Annotated in this window: 20 protein-coding genes; 4 read left to right on the top strand and 16 right to left on the bottom strand. The window is 64.6% G+C overall.

Annotated features, from left to right (window positions below; all coding sequences use genetic code 11):
- Positions 1-9: 9 nt before the first annotated feature.
- From RA26_RS11050 to RA26_RS11080, 7 genes are all read right to left on the bottom strand, one after another.
- Entirely contained in the window at positions 10-348 is a 339-nt protein-coding gene (locus RA26_RS11050; protein ID WP_039183720.1) for a RidA family protein, read from the bottom strand.
- A gap of 9 nt (positions 349-357) precedes the next feature.
- Positions 358-1,752, bottom strand: a complete 1,395-nt coding sequence (locus RA26_RS11055) for an FAD/NAD(P)-dependent oxidoreductase (protein ID WP_039183721.1) — start codon at positions 1,750-1,752, stop codon at positions 358-360.
- Positions 1,739-2,050: a 2Fe-2S iron-sulfur cluster-binding protein gene (locus tag RA26_RS11060; RefSeq protein ID WP_039183722.1), complete on the bottom strand. Its 312-nt coding sequence runs from the start codon at positions 2,048-2,050 to the stop codon at positions 1,739-1,741. The genes RA26_RS11055 and RA26_RS11060 overlap by 14 nt, the downstream gene beginning before the upstream one ends.
- Positions 2,025-3,125: an NAD(P)/FAD-dependent oxidoreductase gene (locus RA26_RS11065; protein ID WP_039183723.1), complete on the bottom strand. Its 1,101-nt coding sequence runs from the start codon at positions 3,123-3,125 to the stop codon at positions 2,025-2,027. Before RA26_RS11065 ends, RA26_RS11060 begins: the two co-directional genes overlap by 26 nt.
- A 69-nt stretch (positions 3,126-3,194) precedes the next feature.
- Positions 3,195-4,187 (bottom strand): TRAP transporter substrate-binding protein DctP, encoded by a 993-nt coding sequence (dctP, locus tag RA26_RS11070; protein ID WP_052272385.1) that lies wholly within the window; start codon positions 4,185-4,187, stop codon positions 3,195-3,197.
- Between the two features lie 45 nt (positions 4,188-4,232).
- Positions 4,233-5,531 carry a TRAP transporter large permease gene (locus RA26_RS11075; protein WP_039183724.1) on the bottom strand — a complete coding sequence of 433 codons (1,299 nt, stop codon included), beginning with the start codon at positions 5,529-5,531 and terminating at the stop codon, positions 4,233-4,235.
- Positions 5,528-5,998 (bottom strand): TRAP transporter small permease, encoded by a 471-nt coding sequence (locus RA26_RS11080; protein WP_039183725.1) that lies wholly within the window; start codon positions 5,996-5,998, stop codon positions 5,528-5,530. The genes RA26_RS11075 and RA26_RS11080 overlap by 4 nt, the downstream gene beginning before the upstream one ends.
- 112 nt (positions 5,999-6,110) lie before the next feature.
- Between RA26_RS11080 and RA26_RS11085 the strand changes: the two genes are divergently transcribed.
- Positions 6,111-7,049, top strand: coding sequence for a LysR family transcriptional regulator (locus tag RA26_RS11085; RefSeq protein WP_039183726.1), 939 nt, complete (start codon positions 6,111-6,113; stop codon positions 7,047-7,049).
- 77 nt (positions 7,050-7,126) lie between these two features.
- Here RA26_RS11085 and RA26_RS11090 read toward each other — a convergent pair whose 3' ends face one another.
- The 3 genes from RA26_RS11090 to RA26_RS11100 all read right to left on the bottom strand — a co-directional run bounded on the left by RA26_RS11090 (position 7,127) and on the right by RA26_RS11100 (position 10,320).
- Positions 7,127-8,677: a TRAP transporter large permease gene (locus RA26_RS11090; RefSeq protein WP_039183727.1), complete on the bottom strand. Its 1,551-nt coding sequence runs from the start codon at positions 8,675-8,677 to the stop codon at positions 7,127-7,129.
- Positions 8,677-9,171, bottom strand: coding sequence for a TRAP transporter small permease subunit (locus RA26_RS11095; protein ID WP_039183728.1), 495 nt, complete (start codon positions 9,169-9,171; stop codon positions 8,677-8,679). Before RA26_RS11095 ends, RA26_RS11090 begins: the two co-directional genes overlap by 1 nt.
- Before the next feature lie 63 nt (positions 9,172-9,234).
- Positions 9,235-10,320 (bottom strand): TRAP transporter substrate-binding protein, encoded by a 1,086-nt coding sequence (locus RA26_RS11100; protein WP_039183729.1) that lies wholly within the window; start codon positions 10,318-10,320, stop codon positions 9,235-9,237.
- 200 nt (positions 10,321-10,520) lie between these two features.
- On the opposite strand from RA26_RS11100, the gene RA26_RS11105 reads away from it, so the two are divergent.
- Complete coding sequence (locus tag RA26_RS11105) at positions 10,521-11,222, top strand: GntR family transcriptional regulator (RefSeq protein ID WP_039183730.1); 702 nt, start codon at positions 10,521-10,523, stop codon at positions 11,220-11,222.
- Positions 11,223-11,350: 128 nt separating this feature from the next.
- A complete protein-coding gene (locus tag RA26_RS11110) occupies positions 11,351-11,899 on the top strand; it encodes a PAS domain-containing protein (RefSeq protein ID WP_052272386.1) in 549 nt (182 codons plus the stop codon).
- Positions 11,900-11,933: 34 nt separating this feature from the next.
- On the opposite strand, the gene RA26_RS11115 is transcribed toward RA26_RS11110, so the two are convergent.
- Positions 11,934-13,352: an aminotransferase-like domain-containing protein gene (locus RA26_RS11115; RefSeq protein WP_039183731.1), complete on the bottom strand. Its 1,419-nt coding sequence runs from the start codon at positions 13,350-13,352 to the stop codon at positions 11,934-11,936.
- 118 nt (positions 13,353-13,470) lie between these two features.
- Between RA26_RS11115 and RA26_RS11120 the strand changes: the two genes are divergently transcribed.
- Positions 13,471-14,331, top strand: a complete 861-nt coding sequence (locus RA26_RS11120) for a DMT family transporter (protein ID WP_039183732.1) — start codon at positions 13,471-13,473, stop codon at positions 14,329-14,331.
- Between the two features lie 23 nt (positions 14,332-14,354).
- On the opposite strand, the gene RA26_RS11125 is transcribed toward RA26_RS11120, so the two are convergent.
- The 5 genes from RA26_RS11125 to RA26_RS11145 all read right to left on the bottom strand — a co-directional run bounded on the left by RA26_RS11125 (position 14,355) and on the right by RA26_RS11145 (position 19,976).
- Positions 14,355-15,275, bottom strand: coding sequence for a nucleoside hydrolase (locus tag RA26_RS11125; protein ID WP_039183733.1), 921 nt, complete (start codon positions 15,273-15,275; stop codon positions 14,355-14,357).
- 31 nt (positions 15,276-15,306) lie between these two features.
- Positions 15,307-15,984, bottom strand: a complete 678-nt coding sequence (gene pth, locus RA26_RS11130) for an aminoacyl-tRNA hydrolase (RefSeq protein WP_039183734.1) — start codon at positions 15,982-15,984, stop codon at positions 15,307-15,309.
- Between the two features lie 78 nt (positions 15,985-16,062).
- The gene (locus RA26_RS11135; RefSeq protein WP_039183735.1) at positions 16,063-17,304 is read right to left on the bottom strand and encodes an NAD(P)/FAD-dependent oxidoreductase; all 1,242 of its coding nucleotides are present in this window, start codon (positions 17,302-17,304) and stop codon (positions 16,063-16,065) included.
- A 139-nt stretch (positions 17,305-17,443) separates the two neighbouring features.
- On the bottom strand, positions 17,444-18,085 hold the full coding sequence (locus RA26_RS11140) for a 50S ribosomal protein L25/general stress protein Ctc (protein ID WP_039183736.1): 642 nt from the start codon (positions 18,083-18,085) through the stop codon (positions 17,444-17,446).
- Positions 18,086-18,233: 148 nt separating this feature from the next.
- Positions 18,234-19,976, bottom strand: coding sequence for a di-heme-cytochrome C peroxidase (locus RA26_RS11145; RefSeq protein ID WP_039183737.1), 1,743 nt, complete (start codon positions 19,974-19,976; stop codon positions 18,234-18,236).
- Between the last annotated feature and the right edge of the window lie 64 nt (positions 19,977-20,040).

The raw sequence follows: 20,040 nt of genomic DNA on the forward strand, positions 1-20,040 counted from the left end.
GCGTGCCTGTCAGCAGGCCGCGGTCACGATGATCTCCACCTTCAGTTCCGGCCGCGCCAGCCTGGCCTCACCGCAGGCCCGGGCCGGGGCGTGGCCTTCCGGCACCCAAGCATCCCAGACCGCGTTCATCTCCGCAAAGTCCTTCATGTCGGCCAGCCAGACAATCGCTTGCAGCATCTGCTGCGGCGAGGAACCGGCCTTCTCCAGCAGCGCCTCGACGCGGGACAGGCAGTCGCGGGTCTGCTCGGCCACATCGGCGCCGTCGCCGACCTGGCCACAGAGATAGGCCACGCCGTTGTGCTTCACGATCTTGCTCATGCGGGGGCCGGTTTCGATCCGTTCGATCATCTTTCTCTCCTATTCCGCGGCAGTGGCAGCAGGGTCGTCCATCGCTGCCAGTTCGCCCAGTGTCACGGGTTTTATCGGCGGCCGGATGCGGTAATAGCCGGTCGCGTCAGGGGTCTGCCCGCTGGCCTCGGCCAGCAGCGCGGTCACGGTCAGCCCGCAATAGCGGCCCTGGCACGGCCCCATGCCCGCGCGGCCAAAGGCCTTGGCCTGGTTCGGCCCCAGGCAGCCAAGCCTGGCATAGCTGCGGATGTCACCCGCGGTGACTTCCTCGCAGCGGCAGACGATGGTGCTGTCGGCGGGCCGCACAGCACCCGCATAGGGCGGATAGGCGGCATCCAGGAACGGCCGCACAGCGGTTTCCCTGCTGCGATGGCTGAACAGCGGCGCGGCCAGGCGGTCGCGCTCCTGCGCGGTGATCCGGCCCAACTCCTCTGCCGTTTTCAGCGCTGCAATCCGGCCCGCATATTCGGCGGCCATTGCACCGCTGATGCCCGCGCCGTCGCCGGCGATCAGAACTCCGTCCCTGCCAGTCTCGCCCCATTTTCCAGTCTCCGGCACAAAGCACTGCTGCGCTTCGGACCAGACATGCGGCACGTTGATCGAGCGCGCGGCCTGGGTGTTCGGCACCACGCCGTGATGCAGCAGGACGGTATCGCAGGCGATGCTGTGCGCCTGCCCCTTGCTGCGGAAAGTCACCGCCTCGGCCCCGGTGGTGCCCGCCACCGCGATCTCCGTGGCACCTGTATAGCGTGGCACACCGGCGCGCTTGATTTCCGCCAGCATCTTCAGGCCCTTGGCCAGATAGCGCCAGCCGCGCAGCGCGCCGGGCAGGTGGCGGGCTGCTGCCAGCGGGCTGGCCGCAGTCTGGGTCTCCACCAGTGCCAGCGGCGGCGTGCCCGCCCGCACCATCTGCGCCGCGATCAGGTACAGCAGCGGCCCGCTCCCGGCGAGCACCGCGCGGCGCGGCAGCACGCCGGATTGCTTCAGCAGGATCTGCGCAGCACCTGCAGTCATCACACCCGGCAGGGTCCATCCAGGGACCGGCATCGGGCGCTCCAGCGCGCCGGTTGCCAGAACTATCCGGTCCGCGTCCACCTGCCCTGCCCGGCCGTGCCGGGTAAAGGAGATGCGGAACCCGTCCTCGATGGCCCAGACAACGGCACCGGACAGATGCGTGATCCCGGCCCCGCCAAGACCCGCCGTCAGGGTCGCCCCGTGCAGATACTCCTGCCCCAGAATAGCGCCGCGCAGCCCGCCCGCGCGGTCCACGTCGCGGTAGATCTGCCCGCCGGGGCGGTTTTGTTCGTCCAGCAGGGTGACGCTCAGGCCCTGTTTAGCTGCTTCGGCAGCGGCGGCCATGCCTGCCGGGCCTGCGCCGATGATTGCCAGGTCACAGCGTTTCATTGCCAGCCTCCGCTTCATGCGGGCGGGCAATTTTCATGTCCTCCTCGACTTCCAGCATACAGGCCTGCTGCACCCGGCCGCCGGTTTCCACCAGGCATTCGAAACAGGCGCCCATCATGCAAAACGGCGCCCGCGGCGCGCCCGACACAGGCGTGTGGCGAAACACCTGCACGCCAGCCGCCAGCAGCGCGGCAGCCAGGTTGGCGCCTGCGGGCAGGTCCAGCGGCAAACCGTCAAACCAGACCCGCACGCGGGGGGCATCATCTGCCAGCTCAAGAAACGGGGAATCGGTCTTCACTGAACACCTCCAGATCAGGGGCGGCTGCGGTGCCTTCCAGCCAGTCAGGCAGGAACAGCGCATGGGCCGCGGCCAGGGTGATGCCGCTGTGGCAGGTGACAAGGTAAGCGCCCGGCATCCCGGGGCTTTCCTGGTAGATCGGCAAGCCATCGGGCGACAGGATACGCAGGGCGCCCCAGCTGCGCACCAGCTGCGCGCGGGCCAGCGCCGGGTAGGCCGCGATCGCCTCTGCGGCGAGGCCCGACAGACCCGGCTGCGTCACCCCGTCGTCCAGCCCCACCTCCTCGTTGGTGGCACCGATCTGAATGCCGCCCTCATCCACCTGGCGGGCAATCAGCGAGGGGCGGTTGATCAGTTTCGGCATCTTCTCGGTAATCAGCACCTGGCCGCGCTGCGGCCGCACCGGTGCCTTGAAACCCAGCTTGGGGCCCAGCTCCATCGCGCCGAGCCCGGCGGAGAGCACAACCTTGCCCGCCGTAACCACGGTGCCATCGCTGCACTGGACCTTGAAGGCATCCGGCTTGGAGACTGCGGTCACGGTCTTGCCGTTCAGAACCGTGCCGCCCAGCCGGCGCACATCCTCTGCCAGCGAAACCAGCAGCCGCAGCGGGTTTGCGTGGCCATCCTGGTGATGCAGGATCGCGCCTGCCACCTTGGGACCGATATGCGGCTCCTCGCGGCTCAGCGCGTTGCGGCCCAGCACTTCGTAAGGGTAGTTGCCGCCCAGCTTGTCCTTCAGCGCATCGTACTGCGCCACGGTGGCATAAAGCGTTTCCTCGGAGAAATGCAGGTCATAGCCGCCGTTCTGCTGCAACCCGACAGAGCGGCCGGTGCCGTCTTCCAGTTCTGCCGCAAACCCGGCCCAAGCTGCAGCGGACTGCTGGCTCCAGCTGGCATAGCGCGGCTGCTTCATGCCCTTGGACTGAACCCAGACCAGGCCGAAGTTTCCGCGGCTGGCCCGGAACGCGCCGTCATCGCCGTCCAGCACCGTGACGCGCTTGCCGCGCCGGAGCAGCCCCCAGGCCACCGACAGGCCGACAACGCCGCCGCCGATCACTGCATAGTCTGCTTCCATCCTGCCGCTTCTCCGGGGTTGGCTGCGGTTACGGGGCGGCGCACGGCCGCCCCTGTCCTTGATACGGGATTACTTGCCGATCTGGTCAAGAATACCCTGGCCCCAGTCGGCGCCAACGTCTTCCAGAACCACCGGCCAGACGTCTTGGCGCACCTTGGCGGCCATCGCGGCCAGTTCGTCGCCGCTCAGATCGACTACCTTGGCCCCCAGCTCATCGGCCAAGCGCTGCTCCCATTTGCCCTGATCCGCTTCGGCGACGGTCCAGCGCTGCGCTTCAAACTCCGCCGCGGCGGCTTTCAGCGCCTCCTGGTCTTCGGCGTCCAGCTCAGCCAGCGAACCGTTGGAGATGATCATGTACCAGACCTCAAAGTGGGTATTGGCAGGCACATAGGCCTTGGTCACGTCGCGGAACGAAGCGTAATAACCCTCGGCGCCGGAACCGATGACGCCGTCAACCACGCCGGTCTGGATCGCGGTGAACGCCTCGGAAAACGGGATCGGCGACGGGATGTAGCCCAGAGCTTCGCCGGTCAGCTGGAAGCTCTTGATGCCGGGCACCCGCACCTTAATGCCATTGGATTGCGACGGGTCGCCGGGGCTGACCGCATCGGTATTCAGCGCAATGCCGCCGAAATACACCGGGTAGGCCGCCAGCATAGTGATGTCCTGCTTGGCATAAAGCTCTGCCATCACGTCGCGCACCGCACCGCCGGGGCCGTAGATCTTGCGCGCTTCATCCCAGTTATTGGCCAGATAGGGGAACGAGCTGATCTGCATCCGGCGGTCCGCCGCGGCAGCTGCGGGCTGGGTCGCCATGTCGATGGCGCCAACGCTGATGCGCTCCTGCACAGTGGTGTAATCCCCCAGGGCAGAGGCCGGGAAGATGTTGATAGACACATCGCCGCCGGTGGCCTCGTCCACCTGCGCTGCAAAGGCGCGCAGTTCCTTGTCGATGGTGGTGTCCTGGGGACGCACGTGGCTCATCTTGAGGTCGGCGGCCGAGGCGAGGCCCGCCAGCGACATCAGGGCAGCAGCAGCGGTGCCGGTCAGAAAGTGTTTCATGGGTAGTCTCCTCCGTAGGGTGTCTGGTGTTTGTCAGGGGTGGGGTCAGTAGCCGAAGAAACGCGGCAAGAAGAGCGACAGGTCGGGCCACAGCGAGGTCAGGAAGACCACCGGCACATAGCCTGTCAGGATCAGGATCATTGCGGGCGGGATCACCTTGGTGACCTTCACATTGCCGATCCGCGCGCCAAGGTAGAGGATCGAGGCATAGGGCGGGGTGACGCCGCCCATCGCGGTATTGACGCCCATGATCGCGGCAAACTGCACCGGGGTGACCCCGATCGCCTGCATCAGCGGCAGCAGCAGCGGCGCAATCAGGATGATGGCGGTGACGTCGTTCACGACCATGCCGACCAGGAACAGCAGGATGTTGATGAAGATCAGCAGCAGCACCTTGTTGTCGGTGATCTCGAAAATCGCGCTGACCATCTTCTGCGGGATCGCCTCATAGACGAACATCTGGCTCAGGATCATCGAGAACAGGATCATCACCATGATCGCGCCCACCGCCGTAGCGGCTTCCTTGCCGGCCTCCAGGAAGCTGTCCCATTTCAGGCCCTTGTAGATGAAGAACCCAACCGGCAGCGCATAGATCACCGACAGCGCGGCGGCTTCGGTCGGGGTCATGATGCCGCCGTAGATGCCGCCCAGGATGATCACCGGCATCAGCAGTGCCGGGGTCGCATTAAAGCCTTTCTTGGCCACATCGCCTGCCAGCTGGGAGAAGGTGGGCGCATCATCCAGCACCAGGTCGAACTTGCGGCTCATCCACAGGTTCATGGCCGAGAAGTTGAACATGATCAGCAGGCCCGGCCCCAGGGTCGCCAGGAAACAGGCAAGGATCGAGGTATCGGTCACCCAGCCATAGACGATCATGGTGACCGACGGCGGGATCAGCAGCCCAAGGATCGACGAGTTGGCAATCAGCGCGGTGGCGTATTCACGCGGGTAGCCGCGCTTCTCCATCTCCGGGATCAGCAGCGGGCCGATGGCGGCAATGCCGGTCAGGCCGGAGCCGGAGATCGCACCGATGATGGCGCAGCTGACCGCGGCCACAACGCCCAGGCCGCCGCGCACATGGCCGATGAAGGCGTTGACGAAGTTCAAAAGCGAGGCGGCGATGCCGCTGGCCGACATGATGGTGCCGGCCAGAACAAACAGCGGAATGGCCAGCAGCACCGGGTTGCCCAATTGCTGGGAGCCCCACAGCATCATGCCCTTCATGGTCACATCGCCCAGGAAATACATGATCATCAGGGCGGCGCCAAAGCAGTAGGGCAGCGGCACGCCCAGGGTCAGCGTCAGAACCAGAACGGCGATGGCAAGGAGTGCGATTTCAATCATTTTGCGGCTCCGGCGCGCAGGGCGTTGATATGGCGGAACAGGTGCACCGCGGTGTAGAGCATCATCAGGGCCAGACCGGCCACAAGCGCCACTTCGGAATAGAATGTCGGCAGGTAGAGCGTCGGGCTCTCCTTCCAGACCCGCCAGGCGTACTGGGTGTATTCCCAGGCCCAGCTCAGCAGCCACAGGCCGACGGTCAGGCTGATGATTTCACCGATGATTGCCAGCACGGTGTGGCCGCGCTCTGTCTTGATGGCGATCTCCAGCACGTTGGCGCGGATATGGGTGTCCTCGCGCGAGGCGTTCACGGCACCCAGGATGTACAGCCAGATGGTCGGGTAGAGCATGGTCTCCTCCAGCCCCATCACCGGGATCTGCAGCAGGTAGCGGGTGACCACCTGGACGAACTGGCCAAGGGCCACCAGGCAGATCAGCCCGGTCAGCAGATATTTCGAAAATGTGTCCATCTGTCCTCCTTCCGGTGTCCCCTCACCGGGTCTGGTGGATTTGGCTGGACAAGGGGCATAAGATCAATTTCAAAATATCTGTGACTCCATAAACAAACTTGATACCCCAACCATGAACTTCTCGATCCGCCAGATCTTCACCTTCCGCGAGGTCATGCGCAGCGGCTCCATCTCCCAGGCCGCACGCACCGTCGGGCGCACCCAGCCGGCAGTCAGCACGATGATCGCGACGCTGGAGGGGGAACTGGGCTTCAGCCTGTTTGTGCGCGATCAGGGCAAGCTGATCCCGACGCCGGAAGCGCAGTTTTTCCTCGAGGAGTGCGAAACCGTTCTGGAGCGCATCGAGCGGATCGAACGCACGGTCAGCAAGATCCGCAGTCACGAGGCGGGCAAGCTGCGCATTGCCTGCCATCCGGCGGCGGCCGGGCTGTTCATGCCGCGGATTCTAACGGATTTTCTGCAGGGCAAGGATGAGCTTGAGGCGGCATTGATCATGCGGTCTTCCGACGTGATCGAGGACCTGATCGCGTCGCAGCAATTCGACATCGGCTTTGCCGAGACCCCTGCCCCGCGCCCCTCTGTCCGGCAGATGGATTTCGATCTGGAATGCGTCTGCGTCGTTCCAGCCAGCGACCCGCTTGCGGCAGCCGCAGAGATCACCCCGCAGGATCTGGACGGCAAACCGATGGCGGTTTTGTTCGATCAGCATCCGCTGACGGTCCAGACTGAGACCGCATTCCACCGGAGCGGCTGCCGGTTCCGCAAGCGGCTGGAACTTCGCACCTGGGCACCCGGCCTGCAATTTGTTGCGGCAGGCATCTGTTACATGATCTGCGACATGATAACCGCCTACAGCTGCCTGCAGCAGCGCCAGACCACTGAGGATCTGGTGTTTCGCCGGTTCCACCCGCGAATCGGAACCGGCGTATCGATCCTGACGCCGGGCTACGCCACCCAGTCGCTGACATCCAAGGCATTCACAGAGCAGCTGTGCAACGCCATCGAGAACATGCAGGCGGAAATGGAAACCTGCCTTAGCCGCCAGGCGTAGTATTGCAGCGCGATTGCGGCGGACGGCGCGCGGGATATTCTCCGCACAACCGCTCTGCCTTCAATCCGTTTCCGTAGTCAGAAAATTGCTGCTGGCAACCAGGTGGCAAGACCGGGAACCAGCCAGACCAGCAGAACGCCCAGCGCCTGCAGCCCGATGAACGGCACCACCCCCTGGTAAATCTGGCGGGTGGTGACCTCTTTCGGCGCGGCGCCGCGCAGGTAAAACAGCGAAAAGCCAAAGGGCGGCGTCAGGAAACTGGTTTGCAGGTTGATCGCAATCAGAATGCCCAGCCAGACCGGATCATGGCCCATCAGGATCAGGGCCGGCGTCACCAGCGGCAGCACGATCACCGAAATTTCGACAAAGTCGAGAAAGAAGCCCAGCACAAAGATGAACAGCATGCAGAACAGAAGCGCGCCGGTAGGGCCGCCGGGCATGCTGCCCAGGAAGTGCGCCACCCGCTCCTCGCCGCCCAGCCCGATGAACACAAGGGAGAACATGCCCGCCGCCAGGATGGTGGCAAAGATCATCGCCGTCATCGTGGCGGTTGAGGTCACAGCCTCATGCAGGATGCGCTTCTGCAACCCGCTGCGCAGGGCAGCCAGGATGGCAACACCCCCTGCACCCGCCAGCAGCGCATAGAAAACGCCCGCCGCCAGATCGCCGGCGCCCAGGTCGCTGCGCTGCAGCCGCACCGGATGCACACCAGACAGGATTCCCAGCAGGATCAAGGCCGCCGCGCCGAACAGTATCAGCCGCGCCGGGCCGCCTGCCCTTGCGCCCGCCATCAGCAGGGCACCGATGCCGCCCACCGATGCCGCCTCTGTCGGGGTGGCAACACCGCCCAGAATGGCACCAAGCACGGCAAAGATCAGCAGGACCGGCGGCACCACCGCGCGCACAACGTCGCCGCCGGTCGGACGGGCCACTCCGGCCGGGGCTGACGGCATATCCTGCGGCCGCAGCAGGCCGCGGACCAGGATATACAGAAGATAAAGCACAACCAGCACCAGCCCCGGCACCAGCGCCGCGGCAAAGAACTGGCCCACCGACAGCGCCTCGACCGAGAATTTGCCCTGCTCGTACTGGGCCTGCTGATAGGCGTTCGACATCACATCAGCCAAGATGATCAACAGCGTCGAGGGCGGGATGATCTGCCCCAGCGTACCCGCCGTGCAAACAATGCCTGAGGCCACTCGCGGATCATAGCCTGCACGCAGCATGGCTGGCAGGGCGATCATTCCCATCGCCACCACCGTCGCGCCGACAATCCCGGTTGAGGCCGCCAGCAGCGCCCCCACCAGTACCACGGAAATGCCCAAGCCCCCCTTCAGCTGGCCGAACAGCCGTCCCATGGTATCCAGCAGCTCTTCCGCGATGCGGCTTTTCTCCAGGATCGCCCCCATCAGCACGAACAGCGGAATGGCGATCAGCACCTCGTTGCTGAGGAGGCCAAAGGCCCGCTGGCCCAGCGCCCCCAGCAGCGAGATGTCCATCACCCCCAGCACCCAGCCGAGATAGGCAAAGATCACCGCCACACCGGCAATGGAGAACGCGACCGGGAACCCCATGAGGATCGCCGCCATCAATGCGGCGAACATGATCAGGTCAAGATAGGCGGTCATCAGGCGTCACCTTCGGAAAGCAGGCGGATCAGCAGCGCAAGCGACTGCAGCATCACCAGCACGCAAAAGGCCGGGATCAGCGATTTCAGCAGGAACACGGCCTCAATACCGCCAACAGCCAGCGGGCCTTCGAGAATGGACCAGGAATTACGCACCGACGGCCAGGACCAGTAAAGCAGTGCCGCCATTGAGGGCAGCAGCAGAAACAGATGGCCGAAGATGTCGATGCGGCGCTGCGCCTGGCGGCTGAGGCCCGCATAAAACACGTCCACCCGCACATGCTTGTCGACCAGCAGCGTATAGCCTGCGGCCAGCATGAACAGGGTGGCATGCATATAGAGAACGCTCTCCTGCGCGGCGATCGAGTTCACCCCGAACACATAGCGCCCGACTACGATGGTGAACTGCGCCAGCACCATGACAAGCGCCAGCCAGCGCACCACCTGCGCCAGCCCCCGGTTCACACCGTCCAGCGCATCTGCAACCCGTTGCATTCTGCTCTCTCCCCATCAAAAAACCGGCGCCCGCTGCGGCGGGCGCCGGCTGTCTTGCCGTTTTCAGTAACCCATCACCGAGGCGCGGGCATTCATCTGACCATTATCGGCATAGCTCATGTAGCCGCCAACACTGTCACGGTAGGCCAGGAAGCTTTCGGTGATGCGGCGCACCAGCTCATCCTCGTCCTCCTGCAGTTCAGCAATCACCTCCTTGGCGGCAGCGCCCATTGCGGCGATCACGTCTTCTGGGAACATCTTCACCTGCACGCCGTCCTCGTCGACCATCTTCTTGAGCGCCAGCGCATGTTTGGTGGTGTATTCGGTCCAGACCGGGTTGTAGAGGCTCTCGCAGGCCAGCGACACAACCTGTTTCAGGTCATCGGGCAGCTCGGCGAAGACATTGGCATTAACGCCGCATTCCTCAGCCGAGGACGGCTCACCCACGCCGGGCCAGTAATAGTTCTTGGCCACCTGGTAATAGCCAAGCGCGCTGTCGGTCCAGGGGCCGATGAACTCACCCGCGTCCAGCGCACCGGTCTGCAGGCCCTGGAACATCGCCGGGCCGCTGGTGGCCTCCGCGGCCATCCCCAGCTTCGAAGCCATTTCCGACGCCAGGCCAGTGGTGCGGAACTTCAGCCCCTTCAGGTCCTCGGCAGAGTTGATCTCTGTCTTAAACCAGCCGCCCCACTGCGGGCCGGAGTTGCCGCACAGAAACGGCTTGATGCCGAAACGGCCGTACATCTCGTCATACAATGCCTGGCCGCCGCCGTGGTACAGCCAGCCGAACTGCTCATCCGCGCGCAGGCCGAACGGCTGCGAGCCGAACAGCAGGATGCCCTTGGACTTGGAGCCCCAATAGGCCGGCACTGCATGATACAGCTCAGCCGTGCCTTCGGACACAGCGTCGAACACGCCCCGGCCCGGCACCAGTTCGCCCGCGGCAAACAGTTTCACCTCGATCCGGCCGCCCGACAGGGTGGTGATCCGGTCGGCCAGCATCTGCGCCGCCACACCCGGCCCCGGCAGGTTCTTGGGCCAGGCCGTGACCATCTTCCACTGCATCTTGCCCTGGGCGATGGCCGGGCTGGCCAGCGTGGCCGCAGCAGCGCCCATTGCGCCGGCTTTCAAGAATGCGCGTCTTTCCATGTCTCCAGTCCTCCGTCTGTCGGTGCATCTGCGGCGGGCCGCGCACGGCAGCGCAGATATTGATTTTTTGTACGCGCTTTACATTAATATGTAGCTACATAATAATGTCAATCACGGTTGCGCGGGTTCAATTCGCCTTTCCGCGCAGAATGCAATATGGAGCGGCGGAGCGAATTTTCCCGTTTGGCCCGGGGAGGACGATGACGGACAAGCAGCGGCATTCCTGGGTGAGCATCCGGGACAGCATCCGGGAGATGATCCTGAACTCCACCTACGGGCCGGGGGACAAGCTGCCGCGTGACGAAGAGTTTGCTGCCCAATTCGGCTGCGCCCGCTCCACGGTTCACCGGGCGATGCGCGACCTGGCCCAGAGCGGGCTGGTGGAACGGCGCCGCAAGGGCGGCACCACGGTGCGGCGCGACCCGGTGACGCGCGCAACGCTCAACATTCCGATCACCCGGCTTGAGGTTGAACAGAAAGGCAGCACCTACGGCTACCAGCTGATCCGGCAATCCGTGCAGCCGTCCAGCCCGGCCATCATGGCCAACTTCGCCCTTCCGGAGGCCCGGCCGATGCTGCGCGTCGAGGCGCTGCACCTGGCCGACAGCCGCCCCTATATTTTCGAAGACCGCTGGATCTGCCTGGAAACTGTGCCGGAGATCACATCCGTTGACCTGACCCGCGAAAGCGCAAACGAATGGCTGGTCCGCAACCGTCCCTACAGCCGCTGCGACCTGCGCCTCTATGCCCGCCCCGGCTCCGCCAGCGACAGCGAGATACTTCAGAGCAAGCCCGGAGACGCGCTGTTTGTGATGGAGCGCACCACCTGGATCGGCGAAGCTCCGATCACCAGTCTCAGTGCGGTTGCTCATCCGGGCTACCAGCTGCTCACCCAGGGCTGACGGGCCGCACCGCCGCACCCTGCCTGTGTCAAAACGGCCTGCCGGAAGCCGCATTGCGTGAACGTTCTTTGCCGTCATAAATGCAACTTATTGTTGCGACTCGCTGCTGCTCGGATCACTATGATGCAATGGCAGCATTCTTCAACGATCACAGCGGCTTCGCCGCCCTCTTCAACACGTTCGATCGTAGCAGTGTTGCGCTTTCGCTGGCGGATTCCACCCTGCCGGACAGCCCGCTTGCCGGGGTCAACAGCGCCTTCTGCACGCTTATCGGCTATGGCGCGGATGAGGTTCTGGGGCGCAATTGCCGCTTTCTCCAGCCCCAAGACGGTGCCGGCCCCGTGCGCGAGCGGATGCGCAACTTCCTTATGGACCCGGCAGCCGGACAAGCGCGTTTCCTGCTGGCGAACCACCGCAAGGACGGCAGCAGGTTTCTCAATCTGATCTTCATGGCAAAGCTGATGCGCAGCGGCCGGCAGGTGGCCGTGCTCGGATCCCAGTTCGAGGTCAAGGGGCGCAGCAGCACGCCGGCCGAACTCTATGACCGCGCCTTGACAGAGGATTTGAGACGGATCGAGGAGGCCAGTAAGGTGCATGATCTCGTCTTCCTCGAAAACTACGAAACCCGCGCATCGGCACAGGCGCTGATTGCGCAGTCCAAACTCGACTACGGATAACAGGCCCAGCGCCGGCCGCACTGCGGGCAAGCAATCAGCCGGCGCCTTTCCTGTCAGCGGCAGCAGCGGCCCCGGCTCCCAGCAGCCGCGCCAGGGTCTGCCAGCAGGCGCCGTCCTGCATTTGGCTCACATTGAACCGCATGAACGGCGCCCTGCCCTGGGACACGCTGAACACATTGCCGGGTGCCAGAACCACCCCCTCCTCCAGCGCCGCGCGCGCCAGCATCGCCGCATCCATCCCGCCCGGCAGCTCGCACCACAAGTAGAAACCGCCGCGCGGCTGCACCCAAGGCCGGATCCCGAGCTCCGCAAGCTGCACCTGAGCCTCAGTCCGGCAGCGGCTCAGCCGGTGGCGCAGGGCCTCCAGATGCCTGCGGTAACTGCCATCCGACAGCACCGTGTGCAGCAGTTCCGCCACCATCGGGCTGGGGCCGCTGAAATTCACTGCAACCTGCAGATCGGTCAGCGCCTCGATCCAGCTGCCGCGGGCCGCGATATAGCCGCAGCGCAGCGAGGCCGAAAGCGTCTTTGAAAAACTGCCGGTCCGCACCACCCGCTCCAGCCCGTCCAGCGTAGCCAGCCGCGGGGATACCTCCGGTTCGAAGACAGCAAAGATGTCATCCTCGACAATGATCAGATCATGCTGCGCGGCCAGCGCCAGCACCCGGTGCGCCACCGGCGCAGTAATCGTGGTCCCGGTTGGGTTGTGCAGCGCCGAATTGGTCAGGTAAAGCCGCGGATGATGTTCGCCCAGCGCCGCCTCGAAACGATCCAGATCCGGGCCGTCCGGCGTGTAAGGCACCCCGACAATGCGGATCTGGTGCGCCCGCAGCAGCGCCTGGAAATTGAAGTAGCAGGGATCATCGACCAGCACCGTGTCGCCCGGGCGCAGCAGCATACGGCAGACCAGATCCAGCGCCTGCGAACCGGAGCCGGTCAGCAGCACCTGGTCCGGCGGGCAGGCCAGCCCCTGATCGAATAGCTGGCGGCTGATATGGCGCCGCAGCCCGGCTGCGCCCTTGGAACTGCCATAGTCCGTCAGCACCGCCTCCGGTGCCGCTGCCAGCGCCCGCATCGCACGGCGCAGTGAGGCCACCGGCATCCAGTCCTCCGGCAGCCAGCCGCAGCCGGGCTTGGGCGCCTCCGTGCCGGCGTCCAGCGACTGCCGCGCCACCCACAGGGGATCCACCTCGCGCGCCAGCTGCGGCCCGGTCTCAGACACCGCAAAGGGCTGCGGCTTGGCGGCGACATAAAACCCCGCCCCGCGCCTGGCCCGGATCACTCCCTCAGCGGTCAGAACATCATAGGCCTCTGCCACGGTGGAAGGCGAAACGCCCAGCTTGGCCGCACAGCCGCGGACTGACGGCAGCTTGTCGCCGGCCACCAGCGCCCGCGATGTGATGCGCCGCCGGATGTCATTGATGACCAGCGCGCGGCGGGAGGGCTGTGCCATGTGAGACCTCACTGTATTGCTCCATGCGCCAATACAGTTTTGTAAAACTGTATGGCTCCGTATCTGTCTATGGCACGCCTGCAGTCTTAGAAAGCCCAAAAGACAAGGGAGACATGCAATGCAGGCGTCATTTTCGGGCTGGGGCAGCGGGATGTTGGGCGTTGTGATCTTCAGCGGATCGCTGCCTGCAACCCGTGTTGCGGTGGGGATGCTGGACCCGGTGTTCCTGACGTCAGCCCGGGCAGTCATAGCCGCGGTGGCCGGTGCCGCGCTGCTCCTGCTGCTGCGCCAGCCGGTGCCGCGCCGTCAGGACCTGCTGCCACTGGCACTGGTCGCGGGCGGAGTGGTGATCGGCTTTCCGCTGCTGACCGCGATGGCGTTGCAGCATATCACAGCCGCGCATTCGACCGTCTTCATCGGCCTGCTGCCGCTGGCGACCGCCATCTTCGGCGTTCTGCGCGGCGGAGAACGGCCCGGCCCGCTGTTCTGGCTGTTTTCCATCCTCGGCAGCCTGGCTGTAGCAGGTTTTGCCCTGTCGCAGAATGCGGAGGTGTCGCTGGCTGGCGATGCGCTGATGCTGGCCGCCATTACCTTATGCGGTCTGGGTTATGCCGAGGGTGCACAGCTGTCGCGGCGGCTGGGCGGCTGGCAGGTGATTTCCTGGGCGCTGGCGCTGGCGCTGCCGGTAATGGCGCTGACTGCGCTGGCCGCCCGGCCCGAAACCTTGGCAGGGCTCAGCCTGCCGGTCTGGATCAGCCTCGGTTATGTCTCGATGTTCTCGATGCTGATCGGGTTTGTGTTCTGGTACCGCGGACTGGCGCTTGGCGGCACCGCGGGCGTGGGGCAGCTGCAGCTCTTGCAGCCGTTCCTTGGCCTGATCCTGGCAGGCTGGCTGCTGTCAGAGCCGGTGGCTCCCGCCATGCTGGGCGCCACCGCGTTTGTGGTGCTCTGCGTGGCCGGGGCCAAGCGGTATGCGTGACGGCCCGCAGGCCGTCAGGCTGGTTACGGCAGCAGCGCCAGGCGCTTGAGGAACAGCGCCTTCACCGCATCTGCCTCGACCGTCATGCAGACCTTGACCGGCTCCCGCCCGCTGGCCGGTGCAGCCAGCGTGGCACCGGAGTTTTCACCCTCGCAGGACACCTCAAGCGCCACATCACGCATCCCGAACAGTTCCGGATTGGTGCAGGCAATCACCGCCGCCGGGTCATGCAGCGAGCAGCCGTTCTTGCCCGCAACCTCCAGATAGAACTTCAGGTAGAAATAGGACATCTCCTGCAGCATGCCGCCCAGTTCCGGCGACTTGGCGGCGATTGCCTCGAAATCCTCCGCCAGGCACAGGATGCGGTGAGTGACGTCCAGCCCGACAAACACCACCTTGGAACCACCCTGGCAAACCACATCCGCCGCGTGCGGGTCATGGTAGATGTTGGCCTCGGCGTGGGGCGTGATATTGCCGCCCTCCTCCAGCGAGCCGCCCATCACCACGATGGATTTCACGTTCTTGATGAACTCCGCATCACGCTGCATCGCCAGCGCGATATTGGTCAGCGGGCCGATCGGGCAAATCACCAGCTCGCCCTTGTGTTCGCGTGCCATCCGGCAGAGGAAAGCCGCGGCGTCTTCCTCCAGCGCCTTGCCCTTGGGATCTGCCGCCGGGATGTCGCCAAACCCTTCCTCACCATGTACATAGGCCGAAGGCTTGAACGGCGGCAGCACCAGGGGAGTGGCGGCACCAGCCGCCACCGGCACGTCAAGCTCTGCCGCTTCCAGCAGGCGCAGCGCGTTCCGGGTGGCGGTCGCAGTGGTCACATTGCCGAAGATCGTGGTCAGCCCCAGCAGGTCGATGTCAGGGGCCGCCGCGGCATAGAAGATCGCCATGGCATCGTCGATGCCCGGATCGGTGTCGATAATCAGTTTCACCATCTGCCTGTCTCTTTCTGTCTTCAGCCTGGGCTTACTTGAACTTGTCCATCAGTTTTTCCAGCGGCGAGCGTGTATCCGGCGCTAGTTCCTTCTGGGCGGGCTGCTTCGCCTCCGCCTTGGGCTTGGTGGTGGAGCTGCGCGGCGGCGCCACCCGCAGGGCCACCGCATTCATGAACTTGCCGCCATCGCCCTTGGCCAGCTCGGCCGCGCCGTCCGAAATCCCGCGCATCAGGTCATCCAGCCAGCCCTCGTCGGCCTTGGGGAAGTCGCGCAGCACATAGCCCGCCACCGCGTCCTTGTGGCCCGGATGGCCGATCCCCAGCCGCACACGGCCATAGTCCGCGCCGATGTGCGAATGGATCGAGCGCAGCCCGTTGTGGCCGGCATGGCCGCCGCCCTGCTTCATACGCGCTTTGCCCGGCGCCAGGTCCAGCTCGTCATGCAGCACCACCACATCGGCGGGTATCAGTTTGTAGAACCGCATCGCCTCCCCAACCGACTGGCCGGACAGGTTCATGAAGGTCTGCGGCTTCAAGAGCAGCACTTTCTCGCCGCCAAGATTACCTTCGCAGATCAGCGCCTGGAACTTGGATTTCCATGGTGAAAACCCGTGATCGCCAGCAATCCGGTCCAGCGCCATGAAGCCAATGTTATGGCGGTTGCGCTCATACTTCGGGCCGGGATTGCCAAGACCGACAAAGAGTTTCATGGGGGACCTGCCCGATCTGCGTTTCAAGGAAACCGAGTGATGCCCTATTTGGGCCGCGGAATCCAGACCCGCGCGGCGTCAGGCAAAGCTGCGGTCCGCTGCAAAAGGCGCCAGATCCACGTTGGGCTGGCGGCCTTCCGCCAGGTCCGTGATCAGCCGCCCGGTAATGCCGCCCAGGGTCAGCCCGATATGCTGGTGGCCAAAGGCATAAAGCACCCGGTCCGACTGCGGGCTGCGCCCAATGACCGGCAGCGAATCCGGCAGTGTCGGGCGGTAACCCAGCCATTCGCTGCTGGGCGCGGGCAGCGGCCCCAGCATCTCAGCCCCCTTGCGGGCGATATAGGCCAGCCGGCGCGTGTTCATCGGCGCATCCAGCGCCGCGATCTCCACCGTGCCCGTGAGCCGCAGGCCTTGCGCATGGGGCACCGCATAAAACCCGGCCTCTCCCCAGCCCACGGGCCGCGTCACCCGGTGCGCCTCGTCCTCAAACATCACGTGGTAGCCGCGCTCGGTGCCAAGCGGCAGCTTCCGCGTGCCTGCCCCCTCGATCCGGTTGGAGAACGCACCGCTGGCAATCACCGCATGATTGGCGGTAATGCCCTGCCCGCCTGCCAGCAGCTCCACGCCAGTGCCCGAGGCACTGACCGCCTCTGCCTTGGCACGCAGGGTTGCGCCGCCCAGGGAGGCAAAGGCCCGGTGCATCCGGGTGATGAACTCCTGCGGATCGCGCAAACTGCGGGCTGCATGGAAATGCACCGCGCGCCTGATGGGCAGGTGCAGCCCCGGTTCCATCTCCAGCGCTGCCTCAGGGTCCACCTCGCGCCAGGGCACACCCAGAGCGCGGCGACGCTCCAGCCCATCGCTGGCAGCCTTGGCGGCCTTCTCTGTTGACCAGACCGACAGCTGGCCGCGCTCCACCACCAGATCCTGCGCGCTCGCGGCCTCGATCAGCGGATTGATCCCGGCATCGGCATGCGAGAGCAAATCCGCAAGATGGCCCGCGATCCGGCGTGCGGGCGCGGCACGGCAGTTTGCAAGGAAAGACAGCATCCAGCGCGGATTACGCAGCGCATGGGCATAGGACAGCGACAACGGGCTGTCCTTGGAGAACATCAGGCTGGGCAGCGAGGACAGCACCGAGGGATCATTCACCGGCAGGCAGGCATAGGTCGCCAGCGTGCAGGCGTTGCCATAGCTGGTACCCGATCCCGGATCCTCCGGGTCGATCAGCAATACCTTGTGGCCGCGCATTTGCGCCCAGAGCGCGCAGCTCATCCCCACTATGCCCGCGCCCGCAACGGCGATATCGTAGTCCGCCATGCCCGTCTCCTCCCGTCCTCAGACCGAAATGGGACAGCCGCGCGGGCAAAAGTCAATCACCTGCAAAGGGCCCGCCGCACAAAAGAAAACGGGCCCCCGATCGGGAGCCCGCAAAACCGTTGCCCGATGGGCGCAGGTCTTATTCTTCGGCAGCTGCTTCCACTGCTTCGCCTTCTTCGCCTTCGCCGTCTTCGTCATCCGAGGAGGTCAGGCCGCCCGGGGATGCAATGTTGGCGATCACGAAGTCGCGGTCGATGGTCGGCTTGGCGCCGGACGGCAGCTCGATCGACGAAATGGTGACAACGTCGCCAATGTTCAGGCCTGCCATGTCGACAACCAGCTTCTCGGGGATGTCGCCGGCGGTCACAACCAGCTCAACCTCAGGACGGGTCACGTTCAGCATGCCGCCCTTCTTGATGCCGGGGGCCTGGTCTTCGTTGACGAACTCAACCGGGATAAACAGGTTGACTTTCGAGGTGCGGCGCAGGCGCATCAGGTCGAGGTGGGTCGGCAGGTCCTTCACCACGTCGCGCTGAACGTCGCGGCAAATCACGCGCACGTCTTCCTGGCCTTCCACTTTCAGGTTCCACAGGGTGGACTTGAACTGGCCGGCTTTCAGTTTTTTCAGCAGAACGTTGAACGGGATCTGGATCGCAACGGGATCCGCATCGCCACCGTAAACAACGCCCGGTACCATGCCTGCGCGGCGCGCAGCGCGAGCGGCGCCCTTGCCCGTCCCCGCACGTACTTCGGCTACGAGATCAGGAATCTCTTTTGCCATGTCTATTCTCCAATATGTCTGGGGCGGGGTGCCTCCAAGGCTGTCACCCCGCGTGAAGCCGTGCCTATAGCCCCGTTCAGCCAGTTTGGAAAGGGGTTTCATACCGCCGCAGCCCTTGCAGGCAGGGCTGCAGCGGCATTTTCCGGACTTAGATCGACTTCAGGTACTCCAGCAGCGCCTTTTTGTCCGCCTCAGGCAGGCTGGTGCCGTAGTCGTGGCCGCAGCGGCTGTTGCCCGAATCAAGCTGATCGCAGCCCGTGGTCTCGATCACGTGGCCAAAGGCGGTCTGTTCTGCCGCCATACCCACTGCCTCGATATCGTAGTTCGGGCCGGGCTTGAACGACGCCGGCCTGTCAGCAGGCGCGGTCAGCAGGTCGCGCAGCGTCGGTACCGAGCCGTTGTGCAGATAAGGCGCAGCAGCCCAGATCCCGTCCAGCACCCGGGCCTCGTATTTGCAGCCTGGCTCCGCCGCGGATTTCAGCAACCCCGCGTTGTCGCCCGTCGGGAAGGCCTTGCGCAGATCGTCAAACTGCGACAGCGCCTGGCGGTCGTCGGCGTTGCCCGGCGTTGCCTCTGCTGCCTTGGCGGTCTTGACGAAATCCTCGCCAACGGCTCCCAGCGAATGCTGCACGATGGCGCCGATCACCGACACAGCCAGCACATCGAACGCCTTTGCCTCCGCGCCCAATGTGGTGCCGGTCAGCGGGATCGACGCACCGTCCAGCACGCCGGTCTTGACCATACGGGTCAGCACCCCGCATTCCCGCGTGTCGGTGCCCGCATCCAGGATCGGCGTTTCCCATGTGGTGTGGAAGATCGAGCGGAACTTGCCCTTCTTCTTGCCGTGACAGGACACACAGCCGCCCTCTGCCGCGGTTCGGTTGAACACCGCCTCGCCCTGCACCGCCAGGCCTTGGTCCAGCTCCCACGGCCATTGCGGCGCGCCAATATCCCAGATCCATTCCTCCAGCTCTTTCAGCCCGTCCCAATTGGCGGAGTTCTGCGAGACGTAGTCGCGGTTGAACAGCAGCCCGGACTGCGGCTGCGGGCGGAAGTCGGCAAAGACGCCATAAACCTCGCCCAGGTTGCGCGACAGCCCCAGCAGGTCGTTGCCATTGGCCGAGAACCCCGGCCATTGGGTGAAGTCCTGCCGCGCCGCGTTCCACAGGAACGGGTAGCGGGTGGGGGCATCGGCCACGGCAATATTTTCCGGAATCAGATAATCATCGGAGGCTTCGCCGATATCCAGCCCCGCCAGACGGTTGAAGATCATCGACACCGCGTCCAGCCGCGCTGGTCCCCAGGCCGGGTCCGGCAGCGAACGGTCGATCAGTGTGTGGAAACGGTTGCTCCAGACCTCCACCTCTGCCTTCAACGCGCTGCGTTCAGACACCGAAGCGCTGCTTCCCAGCACCTTGTCCGCAAAACCGTCAAAAGCATCAGCATCCGCCAGAACCGCCAGCACCGCATCGTCCAGATCCTTCAGGAAGCTCTGAAAATCGACAATGCCGGGGCCGCCGTCGATCCTGTAGGCGGTGCCGCTGACCTCAATCTGGCGGGTGTGGCAGGCGGAACAGGTCATCCCCACCGCCATATCCGCGCCGCTGCCATTGGTGGTGAAACCCGCAGGCAGATCCGCCTCCTGCCGCCCGGCCATTGGCAAATAGCCATAACGCGCCAGCGCATCATGCAGAAACGCCTCGCCATCCGGCAGGGTCAGCGCCCGCATCCAGGCAATCGGCATGATCCGCGCGCCCTGATCCTGAGTGTAGAACTGCTGGCGTAGGCTGGGTGTCCAGTCGCTGCCCTGATTGACATAAACCGTCTGCGCCGCCGCCGGCGCCGCCATCGCTGCCGCACCAATTGCGCAGGTTGCTAAAAACGTCCGCATCAAAACCTCCCGATGCCAAATCAAACAACTCAAAGCTGCGCGCATACGGGAGGCTTGGACAGCA

Origin of the sequence: Leisingera sp. ANG-M7, from assembly GCF_000813965.1 — a bacterium.
In the GTDB taxonomy this organism is placed as follows: Bacteria; Pseudomonadota; Alphaproteobacteria; order Rhodobacterales; family Rhodobacteraceae; genus Leisingera.